We start from the raw sequence: 19,410 nt of genomic DNA on the forward strand, positions 1-19,410 counted from the left end.
CCCCGCACCTCACCCGCACCGCGCCGGTCCGCCGTCGCGCGCTCCCGCCTGCGTAAAAGGCCCGAGCTGCGCCCCGGCGCGCTCTGTGGTGCCCGAAATCTGATGAAAGAGGCAGTCATGAGCGCGTCCCGCTCCAACCGCTGGTATCTCTCCACCGCGCCGATCCTGCGCGCCCTCGTGCACCTCTGTGTGCCGATGGCGGCCGCGATGATCGTGGGTGCGGTCTACAACGTCATCAATGCCGGGTTCATCGGCTCGCAGCACGACACCGCACTGCTGGCCGCGATCACCTTCGGCACGCCGCTGCTCGGCCTGGTCATGGCCATCGGCGGGGTGTTCGGGGTCGGCGGCGGGGCGCTCATCTCGCGGCTGTTCGGCGCGGCCGAGCACGACCCGGGGCAGGCGGCCGGGATCAAGCACGTCTCGTCGTTCGCCGTCTGGGGCTCGGTCATCGCCGGGGTCGTGGTCGGCGGCGCCGGTCTGGCCCTGTTGCACCCGCTGGTCACCCTGCTCGGCGCCGACACCGCCGCCGTGACGGCCACCCGGGAGTACGTCGCCGTCATGCTGGCCTTCGTGCCGGTGCTGGCCGCGGCGTTCTGTCTCGAGCAGATCGTGCGGGCCGAGGGCGCGGCGCGGCAGGCCATGAACGGGCTGATCCTGTCCACGATCGCCAACGTAGTGTTCGACGTTGTTCTCATCCTGTTCTTCCACTGGGGTGTGGCCGGCGCCGCGCTCGGCACGGGGCTGGCCAACCTGATCACGGTGGCCTACTTCGCGTACTGGTTGCAGCGCAACAGCGAGCACGTGAGCCTGGCCCCGCGCTGGTTCACGCTGCGCGCGGACGTGCTCAAGCCGGTGTTCGGCGTCGGTGTGGGCGAGCTGCTGCAGTTCGCGTTCATGATCGTCACGGTCCTGGTGCTGAACAACCTGGCCGCCGGGTACGGCGACGGGCCGCTGGCGGCCATGGGCGTCGCGGTGCGGATCGCCCAGGTTCCCGAGTTCCTGATCATGGGCGTGACGCTCGGCGTGCTCCCGTTGCTCGCCTATGCGTACGGGAAGGGGGATCGGGCTCGTCTCAACGCGGCCCTGCGGGCGTCGGCGATCACCGTCGGCGGCGTGATGCTGGTCCTCGGCGGCTCGGTCTTCGTGTTCCGCGAGCAGGTGCTGACTGCGTTCTCCGGTGACCAGGCGGTGCTGGCCATCGGCGTCACGATCCTGGTCGCCCAGCTGGTGGCGACGGTGGCCAACGGGTTCGCCGGCCTGATCACCTCGCTGTTCCAGGCCACCGGCCGGGCCCGGCCCGCGATCGTCATGTCGATGGCCCAGGGCGTCCTGTTCATCCCGATCGTGCTGCTCGGCAACAGCCTGTTCGGCCTGCCCGGCATCATCTGGGCCCTGACCGTCACCGAGGGCCTGGTCTTCCTGATCGGCGTCGGTATGTGGCTGGCCGCCCGCGCCTCGATCGACCGCGGCCTGGCCGAGGGCAGCCCGGAGCGGGCCGAGGCCGTGCTCGAGGGTGCCGAGGCCTGAGGGCCTGTCCTGCCGATCACGCGGGGCTGCGGCGTGGCCCAGCTACCACCTGGACCTCGCCTCGCACCCACGTGATCGGCAAGACAGGCCCTAAGCTTCGACGATGTTCAATCACGAGCCCGACGGCTACTCGTGCCCGTTCTGCCGGCTCGTGGCGGGCGGCGAGGACGAGTGGCGGATCAACACCCAGCAGGACGTCGTGCGGCGCACCGGCCTGGCCACCGCGTTCATCGCGCCGCGGTGGTGGCCCCGCAACCACGGGCACGTGCTGGTCGTGCCGGACGCGCACCACGAGAACCTGTACGACCTGCCTGCCCGCTACGGCCACGCCGTGCACGACCTGGTGCGCGAGGTGGCCGTGGCCGTCCGCGAGACGTACGACTGCGACGGCACGTCGGTCCGCCAGCACAACGAGCCGAGCGGCAACCAGGACGCCTGGCACTACCACGTCCACGTCTTCCCCCGGTACGCCGGCGACGACCTCTACGGCACCCAGCCGTACCCGGAGTTCGTGTCGGCCGAGCAGCGCCGGCCCTACGCGGAGCGGTTGCGGGCGGCGTGGAGCTCCTGACCGAGCGGCTCCGCCTCGTGCCGGGCGGACCCGACCTCGTACGGGATCTGTGGTCGGTTCTGTCCGACGACGCGGTGTGGCCCTGGTACCACCGCGAGAAACCCACGTACGATCAGGTCGAGGGGTCGGCCCGGGCGATCGGCGAGGGCTGGCGGCGGGACGGCGTGCACAAGTGGATCGCGTACGACCGGGGGAGCGGCGAGCTCGTCGGGCGTGGTGGCCTGTCCCGGCCGCCGCTGGACGACGACTGGGGTCAGCTGCGCGCGTTCCTGCCCGACGAGTCGTGGGCGCGGGACCACTCCGGCTGGTACGAGCTCGGCTGGGCACTGCGAGGTAACTGCCGGGGACGGGGTTACGCCACCGAGATCGGGCGGGCCGGTCTCGCGTACGCCTTCGGAGAGCTGGACGCCCAGGCTGTGGCCTCGTGCACCCGGCGCGACAACGCGAGCTCACGCGCCGTCATGGCGCGCCTCGGGATGCGGCCGGCCGGCGAGATCGTCAGCGACGGCGACCCGTACGCGGTCAGTGTGTTGCTGCGGGCGGAGGCGGCCGCCGGACCGAGCCCAGGTCGATCCCGCGGGTGAAGCGGGTGCGGTACTCGGTGGCGGTGAGCCCGTAGTGGGCCCGGAAGCGCCGGGCGAAGTAGTTCTGGTCGGGCCAGCCGACCTTTTCCGCGATGGCCCGGACCGTACGTCCTCGATGCGCCGCATCACCTCGAGGACGGCGGGGTGCACCGGCTCGGCCCGGACCCCGTCGCCGACGGCCCGGGCCACGCAGCCCAGGGCCAGCACGACGCGGGCGATCATGTCGGTGCGGTGCAGGTGGGCCGGATGGGTGCGCAGCTCGGCCAGGGCGTCGAGGTGCCCGAAGCACTGGGTGCGCTCGGCCGGTTCGAGGTGGGTGGTGAGGATGCCCCGGCGGCGTTCGCTGTACGGGCCGGTCGACAGCAAGTGGCCCAGCAGCGGGTCGTCACGCGTCCAGCCCAGCTCTTGGCGCAGCAGCTCGGCCGAGAAGCAGAAGTTGTACACCTCGAGGTCGCGGCACTCCTCGTAGCCGTGCCACACGCCCGGCCGCAGCAGCACGGCGTCACCCACCCGCAGCTGCTGGCGGCCGTTGAGGCTGTGGTGCACGGCGTCGCCCCGGGACACGATCGCGATCTCGACGAAGCTGTGCGTGTGCACCCGCATCTCGCCGTAGTGCTGGTGCCGCCCGGCGTAGGCGAACGCGTCGTCGCCGAAGTACACCAGCGTGGACCGCTGCTCGATCGTCTCGGGTGGCACGTGCGAACCCTACAAGTCGCTGAGCAGTCCGAGCACGCGGTCGGGGCCGTCGCGCAGCACGTTGTGGGTGGTGGGCCACTCCTCGTAGTGCCAGTCCGGGTCATGGCGTACGCGCTCCATCGACACCGGGGCCTGCGGACCGCCCGGGGTGTCGGTCGCGGCCGCGTACCGCTTGATCGGGACCGACTTCCAGGCGCCGCTGAGGCGGGTCTTCTGCAGCAGCGTGGCGAACGGGTGGGGCCGGGCCCGGTCGTCGAAGAACGGCATCGGGGCCAGGCCGAGGCCGTCGGCGCCGACCGAATCCAGGAAGTACCGGCGGTTCTCCTCGGTGGTGACGTCCCAGCACGACTCGCCGTCGAGCAGGATGTCGCTGTCGAGGTGGATCAGCGCGCTGATCCGGGCCTGCCCGCGGTCGGCGACCTCGTTGATCACCTGGCCGCCGTAGCTGTGGCCGACCAGCACGACCGGGTCGCCGCCGGCTGTCAGATCCTCGACCAGCGCGTCGAGCTGGTCGACATGTGTCGTGAGGTTGACCGGGCGGTGGGCGAGGTCGTCGTCGGGCCAGAGCCCGGCCAGGGTCACGCATTCCGCCTGATGCCCGGCCTTCTCGAGTTCGGCGGCCAAGGGTTCGTACCACCAGCCGCCGTGCCAGGCCCCGGGGACGAGAACAAACGTGGTCATGAGCCATTCCTATACCCGTCCGAGTGAGGAGTAAGGCACCTGACTGCGCGCGGCGCGCCGCTGCGGATAGTGAGCGCCATGGAACAGGCCGCGGAACTGCGGGTGCACGGCGTCAGCGGAACGCCGATCGAGTCGATGCTGGACGATCCGTGGCCGACGCAGGTGGCGGGGGACGACGACGGGCGCATCTTCCGGCGTACGCACGCCACCCCGCCCGACCGGGTGGTCGAGGGCTACCACTGGGGCCGTTACACCGCGGGCTCGCCGTCCCGGGCCCTGTGGCTTCTGCTGCTGCCGTTCGCGCTGGTCAACGTGGCCCGGTTCGCGCTGCTGATGCCCGCCCGCCGGCGCCGGCGCGACCGGTTGGCCGACGGCGTGCTGCGGCTGCTGGGTCTGTTGTCGACGGTGACGATGGTCGTGGCCGCCTGCTACCTGGCCTGGGGTGTGCTGGCCCGGCAGTGCGGGCCGGACGACGACTGCGGGCGCGGCTTCTGGCTGCTGGCCCGGTTCAGCGACCGCTCGGACGGGATCCGCACGCTGGTCACGGCGCTGCTGCCGATCGTCCTGCTGGCCGTGCTGTGGCAGTTCGACCGGCTCGGTTTCCCGCACGACCCGCCCGGCCGCCCGCGCCGGGAACGTCCGCACAGCAACGGCGACCCCGGTGACCCCGGCTTCTGGCGCGGCCCGCTGCAGACGTCGTCGCAGCGCGCGGCCCACGTCACGGTCGGCTGTGCCGTCGCCGGGCTGCTCGCCCTGGCCATGCTGGGTCTCCCGGGCCGGTGGGCCGGCTACGAGCCGGCGTTCACCGCCGCCTGCGCCGTCGTGGCCGGGCTGCTGGGGGCGGGCCTGCTGGCCAACCTGTACGTCGTGATCGCCAACCCGGCGCCGGCCGTGCTCACCTCCGACGGGCACGACACGACCGCGCTGTCGCGCCGGATGCGTGTCGCCCGCTACGTCACGGCGGCCGCGGCCCTGGCGGCGGTGGTCCTGAGCGCCCACGGCCTCGACCACGTGCTTCGCGGCCGGGTGCGCCCGCAAGGTGTCGGTGGTCTGTTCGCGGGTGTCGCCAACGGGGTGAGCGCGCTGCTCGGGCTGACCCTGCTCGTCTTCCTGGTCGTGTGCGCGTGGCTGGCCTGCTGCGCCGACGGCCGCGAGATGCGGGCCGTGCCCAAACCGTTCCGGCCGTTCTTCGGCGGCATGGCCGGCTGGATCGGGGCCGCGCTGGGCGCGGTCGCCGGCATGGGCATGAGCGCGGCCGCGGTGTTCTGGACCGCCCGCGCCCTGGGCAAGCCCGTTCTCGAGGGCGCCGGCGACGGGATCGAGGTGGCCAGCGTCTACTGGGTCCTGGCCGCGGTGTGGGGCGGGCTGGCCCTGTTGCTCGCCGTCTCGTTGCTGCCGATGGCGGCCTGGCTCCTGCGCCGCGAATGGTGGTGGGTGCTGTTCCTGGCGCTGGTGGTCGCGGTCGGGGTGGGCGGGACGGCCCTGGTGGGCGACGAGGTGTCCTGGGCCGGGGCGGGCCGCCAGGCGGAATGGATCACCGGCGGCATCGTGCTGGTGGTCGGACTGTCGTTTCTGGTCTTCCTGCTCGACCGGGACAGCTACCCCGACCAGCTGTGCGGTGACTACAGCGAGCGGCACGGGCTGGAACGGGCCCGGGCCCGGGTGGCCGCGAAGTGGCGGCTCGCGCTGATCCGCTACCGCTACCACCACGTGCTCGGGCTCATCGCCCTGCTCGGCGGTCTGGCCGTGATCGCGGCCGCGCTGGCCGGCGTGTGGCTGATCTTCGTCGAGGACGGGTCGTCCCCGTTGACCGCCAGCGCCACCGGGCCCCTGGGGCAGCTCGGCGTGGCCGTGGTGTCGTTCGGCGCGACCGGGCTGGTCGTGCTCGGGCTGGGCACGTGGCGCCGGGCGGGACTGCGGACGGGCGTGGGGATCGTCTGGGACCTGCTGTCGTTCTGGCCCCGCACGGGGCACCCGCTGTGTCCGCCGCCGTACGGAGGAAAGGCCGTCCTTGCCGTGGCCGGGCGGGCCTCGCAGCTGGCCAACCAGCCGCTGGTCGGCGACGGGCCGGCCGGCCGCATCGTGCTCTCCGGGCACAGCCAGGGCAGCGTCATCACGGCCGCCGCCTGTGCGGTGCTGGCCGAGGAGGCGACGCGGAGCGGGCACGACGGCGACCTGCGGTCCGACCGGGCCCGCACGGCCCTCGGCCGGCTCTCGATGATCACGTACGGGTCGCAGCTGCAGTTCCTGTACGCGCGGTTCTTCCCCTCGTACTTCGGCTACGACCGCTTGTGCGGGGTGTACCGCGGTCTGGGCGGGCGGTGGCGCAGCGTCTACCGGTGGACCGACCCGCTCGGCGGCCCGGTGCTGGCCTGGGCCGCGCCGTCGTCGGCGGCGAGCTTCGGGCCCGACATCGACCGCTGGCACCGGATCGGCTGCCCCGACGACTGCCCCGGCCACACCTCGAAACAGCGCTGCGGTTGCCCGGGTGGCTGCGCGCCCGACGAATGTCCCTACCCGAAGTACTGGGCGGTCGGGCCCGACCTGCGTCTGCGGGACCCGGCGACCATCGAGGACTCCGCGTTCGAGGCGCGGCGGGCCGCGCGCGGCCACAGCGGGTACCCGGGCGACCCGGCGTACGAAAAGGTCTTCGAGGATCTGCTCCAGGGTCACGAGGTGGACCCGGGGGCATGCGGGGTGCCCGGTCAGGCCACCAGCGCGGGCTCGGCCAGCCAGGACAGGATCTCGGGCAGGATCTCCATGGCCCCGAAGTGAGCGGTGCCGGTCTGCACGGTCAGCTCGGCGCCGGGGATGCGCTCGGCCAGCCAGCGCGCGTGCGCGGGCGGGACGCAGTTGTCCTCGGCGCCGTGCCACACCCGCACCCGCTGCTTGATGTCGACCAGGTCGAACCCCCAGTCGCGGCGGGTGGCCAGCACGTCGTCGATCCACCCGTACGGCCCGCCGCGGGTCGCCTCGGCGTACGCCTCGACCAGCCGTTGCTGGATCATCAAATCGCGCACGACCTTGAGGTCGGGGCCGGCGATCTCGCGGCGCAGCGAGTCGAGCAGGCTGACCGGGCTGCGCCGGGTGCGGTCGGCCTGCAGCCGCAGGCTCTCGACCAGGCGGGGCTCGTCGTGGGAGGCGGCGCCGAACTCTTCCACGTTGGACGGCATCATGCCGCCGAACCAGTCGATCTCGGCGTCGTGCGGGGCCAGGCTGACCAGCACGGCGGCCCGGGTGACGCGCTCGGGCAGCCGGGCGGCGCAGGCCAGCGCGTGCGGCCCGCCGCCGGACCGGCCGACCACAGTGAACGTGTCGAGCCCGAGGTCGTCGGCGATCGCCGCCACATCGGATGCGCAGTCGGCCACAGTCCGGTCGCGGTGCCGGTCGGAACCGCCGTAGCCCGGCCGGTCGTAGCTGATCAGCCGGACGCCGAGGCGATAGAGCACGCCGGCCCGGGGCCGGGGGCCGATGCGGCTGCCGGGCGTGCCGTGCAACAGGAACACGGGGACACCGTCACGGGCGCCGGACACCTCGTAGCGCAACCGGCGACCGCCGGTCGTGAACACGTCGCTGTGGGACACTGGCCACTCCTGCGCGTCGGTCGTGCCGTCACGGTACTGACCTTGGCGGGCCGGGGCCAGTAGCTGACAGGACCCCTTACGGCTGAAAACGGTAGCCCATGCCGGGTTCGGTGATCAGGTGGCGGGGCCGGGTCGGGTCTTCCTCGAGCTTACGCCGCAGGCGCGCCATGTACTGACGCAGATAGTTCGTCTCGGTGCCGTATTGCGGACCCCACACGTCGTGCAGCAGGCTCCGCTGGGTGATCAGCTTGCCCGGGTTGCGCAGCAGTTGTTCCAGCAGCTGCCACTCGGTCGGGGTGAGCCGCTGGTCCGGGGTGATCGTGTGCCCGGCCAGGTCGACCGTGTACTTCCCGACAGTCACCGGCCCCGGCGCCGCGTCCGACGGGTGCGCGCGCCGGGTCACCGCGCGGATGCGGGCCAGCAACTCGTCCACCCCGAACGGCTTGGTCACGTAGTCGTCGGCCCCGGCGTCGAGCGCGGCCACCTTGTCGGCGCCCTCGGCCCGCCCGGACAGCACGATGATCGGCACGCTGGTCCAGCCCCGCAGCCCGCGGATCACCTCGGTGCCGTCCAGGTCGGGCAGCCCCAGGTCGAGCACGACCAGATCGGGGGCGTGGGCCGCGGCCGCCTTGAGCGCGCCGGCGCCGTCGGCCGCCACCTCCACGTCGTACTCGCGGGCGCGCAGGTTGATCCGCAGCGCCCGCAGGATCTGCGGGTCGTCGTCGACGACCAGGATGCGGGTCACGGCGCGGCCGCCGGCAGCGTCAGGACCATGGTGAGCCCTCCTCCCGGGGTGTCCTCGGGAACCAGTGTGCCGTCCATGGCCTCGGTCAGTCCGCGGGACAGGGCCAGACCCAGGCCGACCCCGGTGTGGTTGTCGCGGTCGCCCAGCCGCTGGAAGGCCCGGAAGACCCGCTCCCGGTCGCCGGGGGCGATGCCCGGGCCGCGGTCGGCCACCCGCAGCTCGACCCGGTCGCCGTCGATCGCGCGCCCGGTGATCTCGGGCGGGCAGTCGGCCGGGCTGTAACGCAGGGCGTTGCCGACGACGTTGACCAGCACCCGGTCGAGCAGGCCGGGGTCGGCCAGGACGGCCGGCAGATCCTCGGGCAGCCGTACGGTGATCCGGCGCCCGCCCGGGCCGAGCTCGTCGAGAGCGACGGGGACGACGTCGTCGAACCCGACGTCGGTCAGGTGCACGGCCAGGGCGCCGGCCTGCAGGCGACTGAGGTCGAGCAGGTTGGCCAGCAGGGCGGCGAGGCGGTCGAGGGACTCGTCGGCGGTTTCCAGCAGCTCGCGGCGGTCGTGCTCGTCGAAGTGGACCTCGTCGCTGCGGAGGCCGGCCACGGCGGCTTTGGCCGAGGCCAGGGGCGTACGGAGGTCGTGGCTCACCGCGGCGAGCAGGGCGGAGCGGACGCGGTCGCCCTCGGCGGCGGTGGTCAGGCGTTGCTGGCGCAGGGCTACGGCGGCCTGGGCGCCGAACGCCCGGGCTATGCGCAGCTCGTTGTCGTCGAGGTCGCGACCTCGCAGGGCCAGGACCAGTCCGTCGTCGGCCGGGACGCGAATCTCACGCTCGGCCGCCTGTGGATAAGTCGTTTCGTCCGGTTCGGGGGCGCTACTGTTCGGCCCACCCACGAGGGTGGGGGAGGCGGCGGCCCGACTGCTTCGCGAAAAAGATGTTTCACGTGAATCCGAAAAGCCGGACTTGTCCGATACGGCGACGACGCGCCACCCCTCAGCTGCCTGCTCGAGCAGCGAAACCGACGTCAGACCGAACAGCTCCCGCAACTGCCCGAGCAGCCCGCGCATCGGATCCGGCGTGGCCAGCACAGCCCCGGCCACTGCCCCGAGCACCCGCGCATCAGCGGTAGCGGCCACCGCTTCCCGGGCCCGCCGCGCGGCCAGATCCACGATCCACGACACCGCCAGCGCGACCAGCACGAAGACGGCGAGGGCCAGAGCGCCCTGCCGCGTATTGATGTCCAGGCTGCGTACGGGCGCTGTGAAGAAGTAGTTCAGCAGCAGGAACCCGCCCACCGCGGCCAGCAGTGCCGGCCACAGCCCGCCCAGCAGCGCCACCCCGACCACGGCGCCCAGGAACAGCAGAACCCCGTCGGCGAGTTCGAGCCCGGCCGCGTGGGTCGCCGCTGTCAGAGCCGGCAGCCCGAGCAGAGTGACGGCGAAGGCGGCGGCGACGCGCCGGCGGCTCATTCGTGAGGGCCGACCGAGGTCACGACGATCGCCGCCGCGCCGATCTCGTCGGAGGCGGCCAGGTCGACGGTGGCCTCGATGCCCCAGTCGTGGTCCTCCTCGGGGTCCTCGAAGATCTGGCGGACGATCCACGCGGTGGGGGTGACTTCGATGTTGAGGAACGCGGGGCCGCGGGCGGCCGGGCCGGTGCCCAGCGTCGCGTACTCGTCGAAGTAGTCGAGGATCGCGTCCTGCCAGCGTTCGGCCGTCCAGCCCGACTCGGCGTCGAGCTCGCCCAGCAGGTCCCAGCGGCGCAGCGCGGCCAGCTCGACCCGGCGGAACATGGCGTTGCGCACCAGCACCCGGAACGCCCGGGTGTTGCGGGTGACCGCGGGCGGCTTGTCGTCGATGCGGACCTCTTCGACCTCGGCCCCGGGGTTGCGCAGCCGCTCCCACTCGTCGAGCAGGCTGGAGTCGACCTGGCGCACCAGCTCGCCCAGCCACTCGATGAGGTCGGTCAGCTCCTCCGTGCGGGCGTCCTCGGGCACGGTCTGGCGCAGCGCGCGGAACGCGTCGGCCAGGTAGCGCAGCACCAGGCCCTCGGAGCGGGACAGGCCGTAGAACGACACGTACTCGGTGAAGGTCATCGCCCGCTCGTACATGTCGCGGACGACCGACTTGGGCTTGAGCTCGTAGTCGGCGACCCACGGGTGACCCTGACGGTAAGTCTCGTACGCGCCCTCGAGCAGCTCCAGCAGCGGCCGGGGGTGCGTCACGTCCTCGAGCAGCACCATCCGTTCCTCGTACTCGATGCCCTCGGCCTTCATGGCGTTGACGGCCTCGCCGCGAGCCTTCTGACGCTGCGCGGAGAGCACCTGCCGCGGGTCCTCCAGCGTCGACTCGATCACCGACACGACGTCGAGCGGGTAGTCGGGCGCCTCGCGGTCGAGCAGCTCCAGGCTGGCCAGGGCGAACGGCGACAGCGCCTGGTTGAGCGCGAAGTCGAGCTGCAGGTCCTCGGTGAGCCGGTAGACCCCGTCCTCCGTACGCTCGATGACCCCGCCCGCCACCAGCGCGCGGGCGATGGCGATGGCCCGGCGGATGTGCCGCCGCTGGGCCGCCGGCTCCTCGTGGTTGTCGGTCAGCAGGTGACGCATCGCCTGGAACGGGTCGCCGCCGCGCGACAGCACGTTCAGCAGCATCGCGTGCGACACGCCGAACGACGAGGTCAGCGGCTCGGGGTCGGCCGCCACGAGCCGGTCGAACGTGGGCTGGCCCCAGCCGATCGTGCCCTCCGGCGGCTTCTTGCGCACGACCTTGCGGCGCTTCTTGGGGTCGTCGCCCGCCTTGGCCAGGGCCCGCTCGTTGTCGATCACGTGCTCGGGCGCCTGCACGATGACCGTGCCCAGGGTGTCGAACCCGGCCCGGCCCGCGCGCCCGGCGATCTGGTGGAACTCGCGCGCCTTGAGCAGCCGGGTCTTCACGCCGTCGTACTTGGACAGGCCGGTGAACAACACCGTACGGATGGGGACGTTGATCCCCACGCCGAGCGTGTCGGTCCCGCAGATGACCTTCAGCAGCCCGGCCTGGGCCAGGGTCTCGACCAGCCGGCGGTACTTGGGGAGCATGCCCGCGTGGTGCACGCCGATGCCGTGCCGCACGAGCCGGGACAGCGCCTTGCCGAAGCCCGCGGTGAACCGGAAGTTCCCGATGGCCGCCGCGATCTTGTCCTTCTCCTCGCGGGTGGCCATGTTGATGCTCATCAGCGACTGTGCCCGCTCAAGGGCGGCCGCCTGGGTGAAGTGGACGATGTAGACCGGCGCCTGCTTGGTCTGCAGCAGCTCCTCGATCGTCTCGTGCAACGGCGTCATGGCGTACGAGAAGAGCAGCGGGACCGGCCGCTCGACACTGGCCACGACGGCGGTGGCCCGCCCCGTACGCCGGGAGAGGTCGTCGACGAAGCGCGAGGTGTCGCCGAGCGTGGCCGACATGAGGATGAACTGGGCCTGCGGCAGCTCGATGATCGGCACCTGCCAGGCCCACCCGCGGTCGGGCTCGGCATAGAAGTGGAACTCGTCCATGACGACCTGGCCGACGTCGGCGTCCTTGCCCTCGCGCAACGCCAGGTTGGCCAGCACCTCGGCCGTGCAGCAGATGATCGGCGCGTCCGCGTTGACGCTGGCGTCGCCGGTCAGCATGCCCACGTTGTGCGCGCCGAACGTCGCGACCAGGGCGAAGAACTTCTCACTGACCAGCGCCTTGATCGGCGCGGTGTAGAACGTGGTGCGCCCGTCGGCCAGCGCCATGAAGTGCGCACCCGTCGCCACGAGGCTCTTCCCCGAGCCGGTCGGGGTGTTCAGGATGACGTTGGCCCCCGTGGCGATCTCGATGAGCGCCTCTTCCTGATGGGTGTAGAGGGCCAGCCCCTGCTCGGTCGCCCACTTCTGAAAGGCGTCGAACACGGCGTCGGGATCGTTGGTGCCCGGGAGGCGGTCGGTCAGCGTCATATGGTCGTCTTCAGTCCGGTCTTGGGCGGTGGGCGGGGCGGTCGGACGGGGTTCATTCTATGGATCAGTCTCTCGGCCACTGCGCGAGGCGTTGCCGCAGTTCGCCGATCTGTCGAGTGGTGAGGCCGTAGAGCGCGAACCGCGCGTCGTGCAGCCGATCCAGATAACGCCCGGCGTCGGCCACGTCTTCCGGGTCGAGCGCCGGGTCGGCGTTGCGGGCCAGTTCCAGCAGGACGTCGAGGGGGTAGCGTTCCAACGCGGCCGCGACATCGATGTAGTCACGCACCTCGCGCCGGTTCACGAGCGCCGCCACCTTGGTCGCGACCAGGTCGTCGAGGTGCATGACCGGCCCCAACTCCATCACGACGGGCTTCTGCGACCGGTCGAGCCGGCACAACGTCAGCCGCAAGGCCCGGGAGTCGGTGGCGACCAGGAACTCCTGCAAGTCCTCGTCCATGCCCGCGAAGAGCTCGTCACCCTCTTCCCGTACGACCCGGTAGCCGGCCCCTCGCAAGGCCGTGGCCACGCCGTCGGCCGCCGCCGCAACGCCGCCGGCCGTGTCGGTGAACAGGTCGACGTCCTCGGTCGGGCGCTGAACGAGCCCGTTGACCAGCCAGGCGAAGCCGCCGCCGAGCACGAAGCCGTGCTCGGTGGCCACCGCGAGCGCGATGCGGGCGACGTCGGAGTAGAAGTCGTCCACGCTCGTCATCGCGCCAGGGTATCGGTCGTCCCGCGCGATTCGCGGCCGTGCGGCGGGACCGGCTGGAAGACTCGGCGGAGATGCGCACCCTCAACCCGGCGGTGGTCGTCTTCGGGGCGGCCGTGGTCGTCTCCGCGGTCGGCGCCGTTCTCGAGGGACCCTCCGGCCTGGAGCACGGGCCGAGGCGGTGGCTATGCTCGCCGGCCTCTGGCTGCTGGTCGCGCCCGCCGTTTTCGCCCGTTCCGTCGTCGTCGCCTGCCTCGGGCGTGAATCTGCGCCTGACCCGAAGGCGTAGCTCGCGCGCCCCGAGCGATCGGACGGTCCGTCAGCGAGTGGCCGTGATCAGCCGGGCGGCGGCATGACGCAGGTGGACGTGGCGGGCCTCCCAGGCGGCGCGGACGCCGCGGGGGAGGTTCAGGTCGGGCCACACCCGCACGAGGGTCGGGCCGTGCAGGTAGGCGCGCAGCTCTTCGACGCGGATGGCCTCGCGCAGGACGTTCTCGTACATCCAGGCCAGCATGGTCGGCTCGGCCAGGTCGAACGCCCGCTGCGGACCCCACCACAACCGCAGCGGGAGCTCGACCAGGCCCACGGTAGGCCCACGGAGCTCGCCCAGGGTGCCCGCCACCAGCACCGGCCGATGGGGCCGGGAGAGGTGGACGGCGGCGGGAGCAGCGGTCGGCATGCGATCAGCGTAAACCGACACGCCACCCAAACCGAGTTCCTAGCCTCCTAGGATGCTCTAGCGGCAGAGCCGCCGACCACTGAACGACGCCTTCGGCGACGACCCACACCGCCCCGCGAGTGGTGATCAGAGCTGTCGGTAGTAGACAGCCGTCGGCAGTTCGGCGCACTGGCTATCGCGGGCTCAGGCGGGCCGTCACCACGATTTCGTCCAGCGCGTCCACCGCCGCCGGGTCCGGGTAGCCGGGCAGGGGAGAGTTGTCGCGGGCCTCTTCCAGCGCGACTCGCAGCGTCGCGGTGTCGGCCCGCAGCCGCTCCTCGAGGGCGGCCGGGAACGGTCCCTTCTCGGCCGACCGCTTCATCGCGATCAACTCCGGCACGTACGGCAAAGCGGTTCCGAGGACGGCCAGGTCGGTCTCGAGCTCGCCGGTGCGCATCAGGTGCTGCCCGGTCAGCAGCACCCGCAGCCAGTACAGGGCCGACTTGAGCGTGCCGGTCTTGTCGAACAGCTTCTGCTGCGAGGCGGCGAACCCGAGGTAGTGCTGGGCGTGCCCGGAGGTGATGAACGCGGGCGCGAGCTCGACCAGCTGTGCGTGCAGCGGCCCGGTCGCCACGATCAGCGGCGACAGCAGTTGTTCGAGCACGTAACCGTTGCGGCTGTTGAGCAGCCGGGCGAATTTGCGCAGGTCGTGGCTGACGACGTCGAGTTCGACGCCGTCGCGCCAGCTGTCGGTCGAGATGGTCTCGGGGCCGGGGCGCAGGCCGATGACCTCGGTGACCGGCAGCAGGTGGGCGGCGCGCAGGTCGAGGTCGGAGTCGACGGACGCGAACCCGTACAGGTGGGCCCCGCTGACCGTCGCGAAGATCACCGGGTACGGCAGTTGCGCCACCACCTCGGCCGACCACTCGGGCACTTCGGTCGTCACTGCAACCCCCTTTCCCGTACGCCGACAAGCAGTTGATCTATCGCGCCGCGATCGGGCGCCTCGGGCAGTTCCGTCGACTCCCGGGCCGACGCGAGATCATCTTGCAGGTCGCGGGCCCAGTCCACGACCGAATTCCACGGCACCGACCCGCTCCTGACGGCGAGCAGCCGGGGCCGCAACGACCGGACTTCCACCAGGACGTCACCGGTGCGCAGCACGTGGGCGCCGGCCAGCAGCAGCCGGATCATGTGCATGGCCTGTTTCCAGTTGGTCTCGCCGGTGCGCTCGCGACGGGCGGTGACCCGGTTGAGCTGGTCGCGCGCGTAGTCGCCGTAGGTCGCCGCCACCCGGCGCGACAGGAACGCATGCCGGGCTGCCCGTAACGCGGAACCGTCCGGCGTGATCGTCTCGACGATGGGGGACCAGAGCACCTCGAGCACGGTCGGGTTGGCCTGCAGGGCCAGCGTGCAGAAGCGTTCGATCTCCCACGTGAACTGCTCGTCCAGCGGCCCGTCGAAGTGGGTCGGCGGCTTGTCGAGCGTCCAGAAGGCCCGGGTCGGGGCCGCGTACACGCCCCGGCGGTCGTGGTCGGAGCCGGGCCCGTCGAGTCCGTAGGCCCGGGACCCGACCACGACGCCGAGGATCGTGTGCTGAATCACAGGTCGAGCACGGTCCCGTCGATGTCGCCGATCTCGGACTCGTCGAGCGCGAGGTTGTCGATCGTCGCCACGTTGTTCTCGAGCTGCTCGACGCTGCTGGCGCCGATGATGAGGCTGGTCATCCGCTCGTCGCGCAGCGCCCAGGCCAGGGCCATCTGGGCCAGCGACTGGCCGCGCCGCTGGGCGATGTCGTTGAGCGCGTGGATGCGACCCAGCGTCTGGCTGGTCAGGGCGTCCTCGTTGAGGAAGCGGCTGGTCCGCACCCGCGAGTCGTCCGGGATGCCGCCCAGGTAGCGGTCGGTGAGCAGGCCCTGCTGGAGCGGGCTGAAGCCGATGGCGCCCGCGCCGACCTCCTGCAGGGTGTCGAGCAGGTTGTCCTTCTCGATCCAGCGGTTGAGGATCGAGTACGACGGCTGGTGGATCAGCAGCGGCGTGCCCAGCTGCTTCAGGATGGCGGCCGCATCGGCCGTCTGGGCCGAGTTGTAGTTCGACAGGCCGACGTACTGGGCCTTGCCCGCGCGGACCACGGCGTCGAGCGCGCCCATGGTCTCCTCGAGCGGAGTCTCCGGGTCGGGCCGGTGGTGGTAGAAGATGTCCACGTAGTCGAGCCCGAGCCGCTGCAGCGACTGGTCGAGCGAGCTGACCAGGTACTTCCTGGACCCGAAGTCGCCGTACGGGCCGGGCCACATGTCGTAGCCGGCCTTGGTCGAGACGACGATCTCGTCGCGGTACGGCTTGAGGTCGGTGGCCAGGATGCGGCCGAAGTTCTCCTCGGCGCTGCCGTACGGCGGCCCGTAGTTGTTGGCCAGGTCGAAGTGGGTCACGCCGAGGTCGAACGCGCGGCGCACGATGTCGCGCTGGCGCTGCCAGGGGCGTTCGTGGCCGAAGTTGTGCCACAGCCCGAGCGAGATGACGGGCAGCTTCAGCCCGCTTCGTCCGGTCCGCCGGTAGGGCATGGTGTCGTAGCGGTCGCCCGCGGGGGTGTAGGTCACAACCCCACCCTAGGCATAGGGGCTCCGACCATGATCGCTGGTAGGTTGGAGGCCAGCCATGCGGGAGAGACCGAGGGTTCACCTCGGCGCCGAAGGGGCAAATCCTCCCCGGAACCTCTCAGGCAAAAGGACCGCGTGGGCAGGCGACTCTGAAGCATCCCCTCATCCCCGGGGTGTGACAGAGGGGGAGGCCGCTTGTCGACCTCTCTCTCAGGAGCCCGTCATGACGTTCGCATCCCGGCATATCGGTCCGGACAGCGACGAGCAGACCCACATGCTCAAGACCATCGGGTACGCGTCGCTGGACGCCCTGATGGAGGCCGCCATCCCCGAGGCGATCCGCTGGTCGGGCACGCTGAACCTGCCGGACGCGGCGTCCGAGGAAGAGACGATCGCCGAGCTGCGGGCCATCGCGGGCCGTAACCGGGTGACGACCTCGATGATCGGGCTCGGCTACTACGGCACGTTCACCCCAGCCGTGATCAGGCGCAACGTCCTGGAGAACCCGGCCTGGTACACGGCCTACACGCCGTACCAGCCGGAGATCAGCCAGGGCCGGCTCGAGGCGCTGCTGAACTTCCAGACGATGGTGACCGACCTCACCGGGCTGACCACGGCCAACGCCTCGATGCTGGACGAGGGCACCGCCGTCGCCGAGGCCATGACGCTGGCCAAGCGGGCCTCCAAGTCCAAGTCCCAGGTGTACGTGGTCGACGCGGACACGTTGCCGCAGACTCTCGCCGTGCTGCGGACCCGGGCCGAGCCGCTCGGTATCTCGCTGGTGCTGGTGGATCTCGACGCGGGCGCCGCGCTGCCCGATGACTTCTTCGGGCTGCACCTGCAATACCCGGGGGCGTCGGGCGCCGTACGGGATCACAAGTCTTTGATCGAAGCCGCGCACAGCCAGGGCGCGCTGGTGACGGTGGCGGCCGACCTGCTGGCGCTGACGCTGCTGCGGGCGCCGGGAGAGATCGGCGCCGACATCGCGGCCGGCACGACGCAGCGGTTCGGGGTGCCGCTGGGCTTCGGCGGGCCGCACGCCGGCTACCTGGCCGTGCGGGCCGGGCTCGAGCGGTCGCTGCCGGGTCGCCTGGTCGGTGTGTCGAAGGACGCGGACGGAGCGCCGGCCTACCGGCTGGCCCTGCAGACGCGGGAGCAGCACATTCGTCGTGAGAAGGCGACGAGCAACATCTGTACGGCCCAGGTCCTTCTCGCGGTGATGGCGAGCATGTATGCGGTCTACCACGGTCCGGCCGGCCTGAAGGCGATCGCGTCGCGGGTCCACTCCCATGCGTTGACGCTCGCCGGCAGCCTCACCTCGGGCGGTGTCTCGGTCGCCAGTGACGCGTTCTTCGACACCGTGACCGCTGTCGTTCCGGGCCGCGCGGCCGCTGTGGTCGCCGCCGCGGCCAAGTCGGGCATCGACCTGCGGCTCGTGGACGCCGACCGCGTGTCGATCTCCACCGACGAGACAACCACCGATGCGCACGTCGACGCCGTGCTTGCCGCGTTCGGTGTGCCGGTCGCGGCGCCCGCTGCGTGCGGGGCGAAGGCTTTGGGGCGGACCACTGAATACCTGACCCACCCGGTGTTCTCGTCGCACCACTCCGAGACCAGCATGCTGCGTTACCTGCGCAAGCTGTCGGACCGGGACTACGCGCTCGACCGCGGCATGATCCCGCTGGGCTCGTGCACGATGAAGCTCAACGCCACCACCGAGATGGAGCCGGTGACCTGGCCCGAGTTCGCCGACATCCACCCGTACGCGCCCGCCGGCAACACGGCCGGGTACGAGGAGCTGGTGTCGACGCTCGAGGGCTGGCTGGCCGAGATCACCGGGTACGACGCGGTGAGCGTGCAGCCCAACGCCGGGTCGCAGGGTGAGCTGGCCGGGCTGCTGGCCATCCGCGGCTACCACCGCTCGCGCGGCGACGAGCACCGTGACGTCTGCCTGATCCCGTCGAGCGCGCACGGCACGAACGCGGCCAGCGCGGTCATGGCCGGCATGCGCGTGGTCGTGGTGGCCTGCGACGACGCCGGCAACGTGGACCTGGACGACCTGCACGCCAAGATCGCTCGTTTTTCGGAGTCGCTGGCGGCGATCATGGTGACCTACCCGTCGACCCACGGCGTGTACGAGACCTCGATCGCCGATCTGTGCGCCGCGGTGCACGAGGCCGGTGGCCAGGTCTACGTGGACGGGGCCAACCTGAACGCGCTGGTCGGCTTCGCCCGGCCCGGCAAGTTCGGCGCCGACGTGTCGCACCTCAACCTGCACAAGACCTTCTGCATCCCGCACGGCGGCGGCGGCCCCGGTGTGGGCCCGGTCGCTGTGCGGTCGCACCTGGCCGAGTTCCTGCCGGGCGACCCGCTGCAGCCGGGCGACCACCACGCGGTGTCGGCGGCGGCCCACGGCTCGGCCGGGATCCTGCCTATCTCGTGGGCCTACCTGCGGATGATGGGCCCGGACGGGCTGGTCGCGGCGACCGGCACGGCCGTGCTGGCGGCGAACTACGTGGCCTCGCGGCTGCGCGAGCACTACCCGGTGCTCTACACGGGCAGCGGCGGCCTGGTCGCCCACGAGTGCATCCTCGACCTGCGGCCGATCACCAAGGCGACCGGCGTCACGGTCGACGACGTGGCCAAGCGGCTCATCGACTACGGCTTCCACGCGCCGACGATGTCGTTCCCGGTGGCCGGCACCCTGATGGTGGAGCCGACCGAGAGCGAGGACCTGGCCGAGCTCGACCGCTTCGTGGCCGCGATGATCGCCATCAAGGGCGAGATCGACCAGGTGGCGGCGGGGGCGTGGCCCAAGGACGACAACCCGCTGCGGAACGCCCCGCACACCGCGTCGGCGGTGACGGCCGACGAGTGGGAGCACGCGTACCCGCGGTCGGTGGCCGGTTTCCCGGCGGGTGTGGACCGGACGGCGAAGTACTGGCCGCCGGTGCGGCGCATCGACGGGGCCTACGGCGACCGGAACCTGGTCTGCTCGTGCCCGTCGCCCGAGGCGTTCGAGGACTGAGCCCGCGGGCTCCGCGGCCGTGGCGGCGACATCGTCGCCGCGGCCCGATTCGGGCTGTTGCTTCAGCTTCGGCTCGGCTCA

The 19,410-nt window shown here is 71.6% G+C and carries 16 protein-coding genes, 1 pseudogene and 1 riboswitch; of the genes and pseudogenes, 5 read left to right on the forward strand and 12 right to left on the reverse strand.

The features are described from left to right. Positions 1 to 117: 117 nt before the first annotated feature. The 3 genes from M1L60_RS03020 (at position 118) to M1L60_RS03030 (ending at position 2,685) form a co-directional block, all read left to right on the forward strand. Positions 118 to 1,530, forward strand: a complete 1,413-nt coding sequence (locus tag M1L60_RS03020; protein ID WP_253235698.1) for an MATE family efflux transporter — start codon at positions 118 to 120, stop codon at positions 1,528 to 1,530. Positions 1,531 to 1,633: 103 nt separating this feature from the next. Then, positions 1,634 to 2,101, forward strand: a complete 468-nt coding sequence (locus M1L60_RS03025) for an HIT family protein (protein ID WP_253235699.1) — start codon at positions 1,634 to 1,636, stop codon at positions 2,099 to 2,101. Continuing rightward, positions 2,089 to 2,685, forward strand: coding sequence for a GNAT family N-acetyltransferase (locus tag M1L60_RS03030; RefSeq protein ID WP_253235700.1), 597 nt, complete (start codon positions 2,089 to 2,091; stop codon positions 2,683 to 2,685). Before M1L60_RS03025 ends, M1L60_RS03030 begins: the two co-directional genes overlap by 13 nt. Here M1L60_RS03030 and M1L60_RS03035 read toward each other — a convergent pair. The 3 genes and pseudogenes from M1L60_RS03035 to M1L60_RS03045 all read right to left on the reverse strand — a co-directional run bounded on the left by M1L60_RS03035 (position 2,624) and on the right by M1L60_RS03045 (position 4,062). After that, positions 2,624 to 2,974: an AraC family transcriptional regulator gene (locus M1L60_RS03035; RefSeq protein ID WP_253235952.1), complete on the reverse strand. Its 351-nt coding sequence runs from the start codon at positions 2,972 to 2,974 to the stop codon at positions 2,624 to 2,626. The genes M1L60_RS03030 and M1L60_RS03035 overlap by 62 nt on opposite strands. A 152-nt stretch (positions 2,975 to 3,126) precedes the next feature. Then, a pseudogene (locus M1L60_RS03040) lies at positions 3,127 to 3,288 on the reverse strand (AraC family ligand binding domain-containing protein); the annotation flags it as partial. 102 nt (positions 3,289 to 3,390) lie between these two features. Continuing rightward, on the reverse strand, positions 3,391 to 4,062 hold the full coding sequence (locus M1L60_RS03045; RefSeq protein WP_253235701.1) for an alpha/beta hydrolase: 672 nt from the start codon (positions 4,060 to 4,062) through the stop codon (positions 3,391 to 3,393). Positions 4,063 to 4,140: 78 nt separating this feature from the next. Here M1L60_RS03045 and M1L60_RS03050 point away from each other — a divergent pair, with 78 nt between their 5' ends. Then, entirely contained in the window at positions 4,141 to 6,837 is a 2,697-nt protein-coding gene (locus M1L60_RS03050; RefSeq protein ID WP_253235702.1) for a hypothetical protein, read from the forward strand. Here the strand turns inward: M1L60_RS03050 and M1L60_RS03055 are convergent. From M1L60_RS03055 to mgrA, 9 genes are all read right to left on the reverse strand, one after another. Further along, positions 6,768 to 7,646 carry an alpha/beta fold hydrolase gene (locus tag M1L60_RS03055; RefSeq protein WP_253235703.1) on the reverse strand — a complete coding sequence of 293 codons (879 nt, stop codon included), beginning with the start codon at positions 7,644 to 7,646 and terminating at the stop codon, positions 6,768 to 6,770. The two genes, M1L60_RS03050 and M1L60_RS03055, sit on opposite strands and share 70 nt — an antisense overlap. 76 nt (positions 7,647 to 7,722) lie before the next feature. Further along, a complete protein-coding gene (locus M1L60_RS03060) occupies positions 7,723 to 8,391 on the reverse strand; it encodes a response regulator (RefSeq protein WP_253235704.1) in 669 nt (222 codons plus the stop codon). Further along, a complete protein-coding gene (locus tag M1L60_RS03065) occupies positions 8,388 to 9,854 on the reverse strand; it encodes a sensor histidine kinase (protein ID WP_308208416.1) in 1,467 nt (488 codons plus the stop codon). The genes M1L60_RS03060 and M1L60_RS03065 overlap by 4 nt, the downstream gene beginning before the upstream one ends. Further along, positions 9,851 to 12,340 carry a DEAD/DEAH box helicase gene (locus M1L60_RS03070; protein WP_253235705.1) on the reverse strand — a complete coding sequence of 830 codons (2,490 nt, stop codon included), beginning with the start codon at positions 12,338 to 12,340 and terminating at the stop codon, positions 9,851 to 9,853. Before M1L60_RS03070 ends, M1L60_RS03065 begins: the two co-directional genes overlap by 4 nt. Positions 12,341 to 12,404: 64 nt before the next feature. Beyond that, positions 12,405 to 13,049: a nucleotidyl transferase AbiEii/AbiGii toxin family protein gene (locus M1L60_RS03075; RefSeq protein WP_253235706.1), complete on the reverse strand. Its 645-nt coding sequence runs from the start codon at positions 13,047 to 13,049 to the stop codon at positions 12,405 to 12,407. 316 nt (positions 13,050 to 13,365) lie between these two features. Further along, the gene (locus M1L60_RS03080; protein ID WP_253235707.1) at positions 13,366 to 13,725 is read right to left on the reverse strand and encodes a hypothetical protein; all 360 of its coding nucleotides are present in this window, start codon (positions 13,723 to 13,725) and stop codon (positions 13,366 to 13,368) included. A 172-nt stretch (positions 13,726 to 13,897) separates the two neighbouring features. Beyond that, positions 13,898 to 14,650: a nucleotidyltransferase domain-containing protein gene (locus M1L60_RS03085; RefSeq protein ID WP_253235708.1), complete on the reverse strand. Its 753-nt coding sequence runs from the start codon at positions 14,648 to 14,650 to the stop codon at positions 13,898 to 13,900. Further along, positions 14,647 to 15,309 carry a nucleotidyltransferase domain-containing protein gene (locus M1L60_RS03090; RefSeq protein WP_253235709.1) on the reverse strand — a complete coding sequence of 221 codons (663 nt, stop codon included), beginning with the start codon at positions 15,307 to 15,309 and terminating at the stop codon, positions 14,647 to 14,649. The genes M1L60_RS03085 and M1L60_RS03090 overlap by 4 nt, the downstream gene beginning before the upstream one ends. After that, positions 15,306 to 16,301, reverse strand: coding sequence for an L-glyceraldehyde 3-phosphate reductase (mgrA, locus tag M1L60_RS03095; RefSeq protein WP_308208417.1), 996 nt, complete (start codon positions 16,299 to 16,301; stop codon positions 15,306 to 15,308). Before mgrA ends, M1L60_RS03090 begins: the two co-directional genes overlap by 4 nt. 51 nt (positions 16,302 to 16,352) lie before the next feature. Further along, positions 16,353 to 16,445: riboswitch (glycine riboswitch) on the forward strand. 79 nt (positions 16,446 to 16,524) lie between these two features. Here mgrA and gcvP point away from each other — a divergent pair. Next, positions 16,525 to 19,329, forward strand: a complete 2,805-nt coding sequence (gene gcvP, locus M1L60_RS03100; protein ID WP_253235710.1) for an aminomethyl-transferring glycine dehydrogenase — start codon at positions 16,525 to 16,527, stop codon at positions 19,327 to 19,329. Positions 19,330 to 19,410: the final 81 nt, after the last annotated feature.

It is taken from the genome of Paractinoplanes aksuensis, from assembly GCF_024137025.1.
GTDB lineage: Bacteria > Actinomycetota > Actinomycetes > Mycobacteriales > Micromonosporaceae > Actinoplanes > Actinoplanes aksuensis.

What these genes read in the sequence shown, in the direction of transcription:
- M1L60_RS03020 (WP_253235698.1), top strand. Translation starts at nt 118, where the DNA reads ATGAGCGCGTCCCGCTCCAACCGCTGGTATCTCTCCACCGCGCCGATC.
- M1L60_RS03025 (WP_253235699.1), top strand. Translation starts at nt 1,634, where the DNA reads ATGTTCAATCACGAGCCCGACGGCTACTCGTGCCCGTTCTGCCGGCTC.
- M1L60_RS03045 (WP_253235701.1), bottom strand. Translation starts at nt 4,062, where the DNA reads ATGACCACGTTTGTTCTCGTCCCCGGGGCCTGGCACGGCGGCTGGTGG.
- M1L60_RS03050 (WP_253235702.1), top strand. Translation starts at nt 4,141, where the DNA reads ATGGAACAGGCCGCGGAACTGCGGGTGCACGGCGTCAGCGGAACGCCG.
- M1L60_RS03065 (WP_308208416.1), bottom strand. Translation starts at nt 9,854, where the DNA reads ATGAGCCGCCGGCGCGTCGCCGCCGCCTTCGCCGTCACTCTGCTCGGG.
- M1L60_RS03070 (WP_253235705.1), bottom strand. Translation starts at nt 12,340, where the DNA reads ATGACGCTGACCGACCGCCTCCCGGGCACCAACGATCCCGACGCCGTG.
- M1L60_RS03075 (WP_253235706.1), bottom strand. Translation starts at nt 13,049, where the DNA reads ATGACGAGCGTGGACGACTTCTACTCCGACGTCGCCCGCATCGCGCTC.
- M1L60_RS03080 (WP_253235707.1), bottom strand. Translation starts at nt 13,725, where the DNA reads ATGCCGACCGCTGCTCCCGCCGCCGTCCACCTCTCCCGGCCCCATCGG.
- gcvP (WP_253235710.1), top strand. Translation starts at nt 16,525, where the DNA reads ATGACGTTCGCATCCCGGCATATCGGTCCGGACAGCGACGAGCAGACC.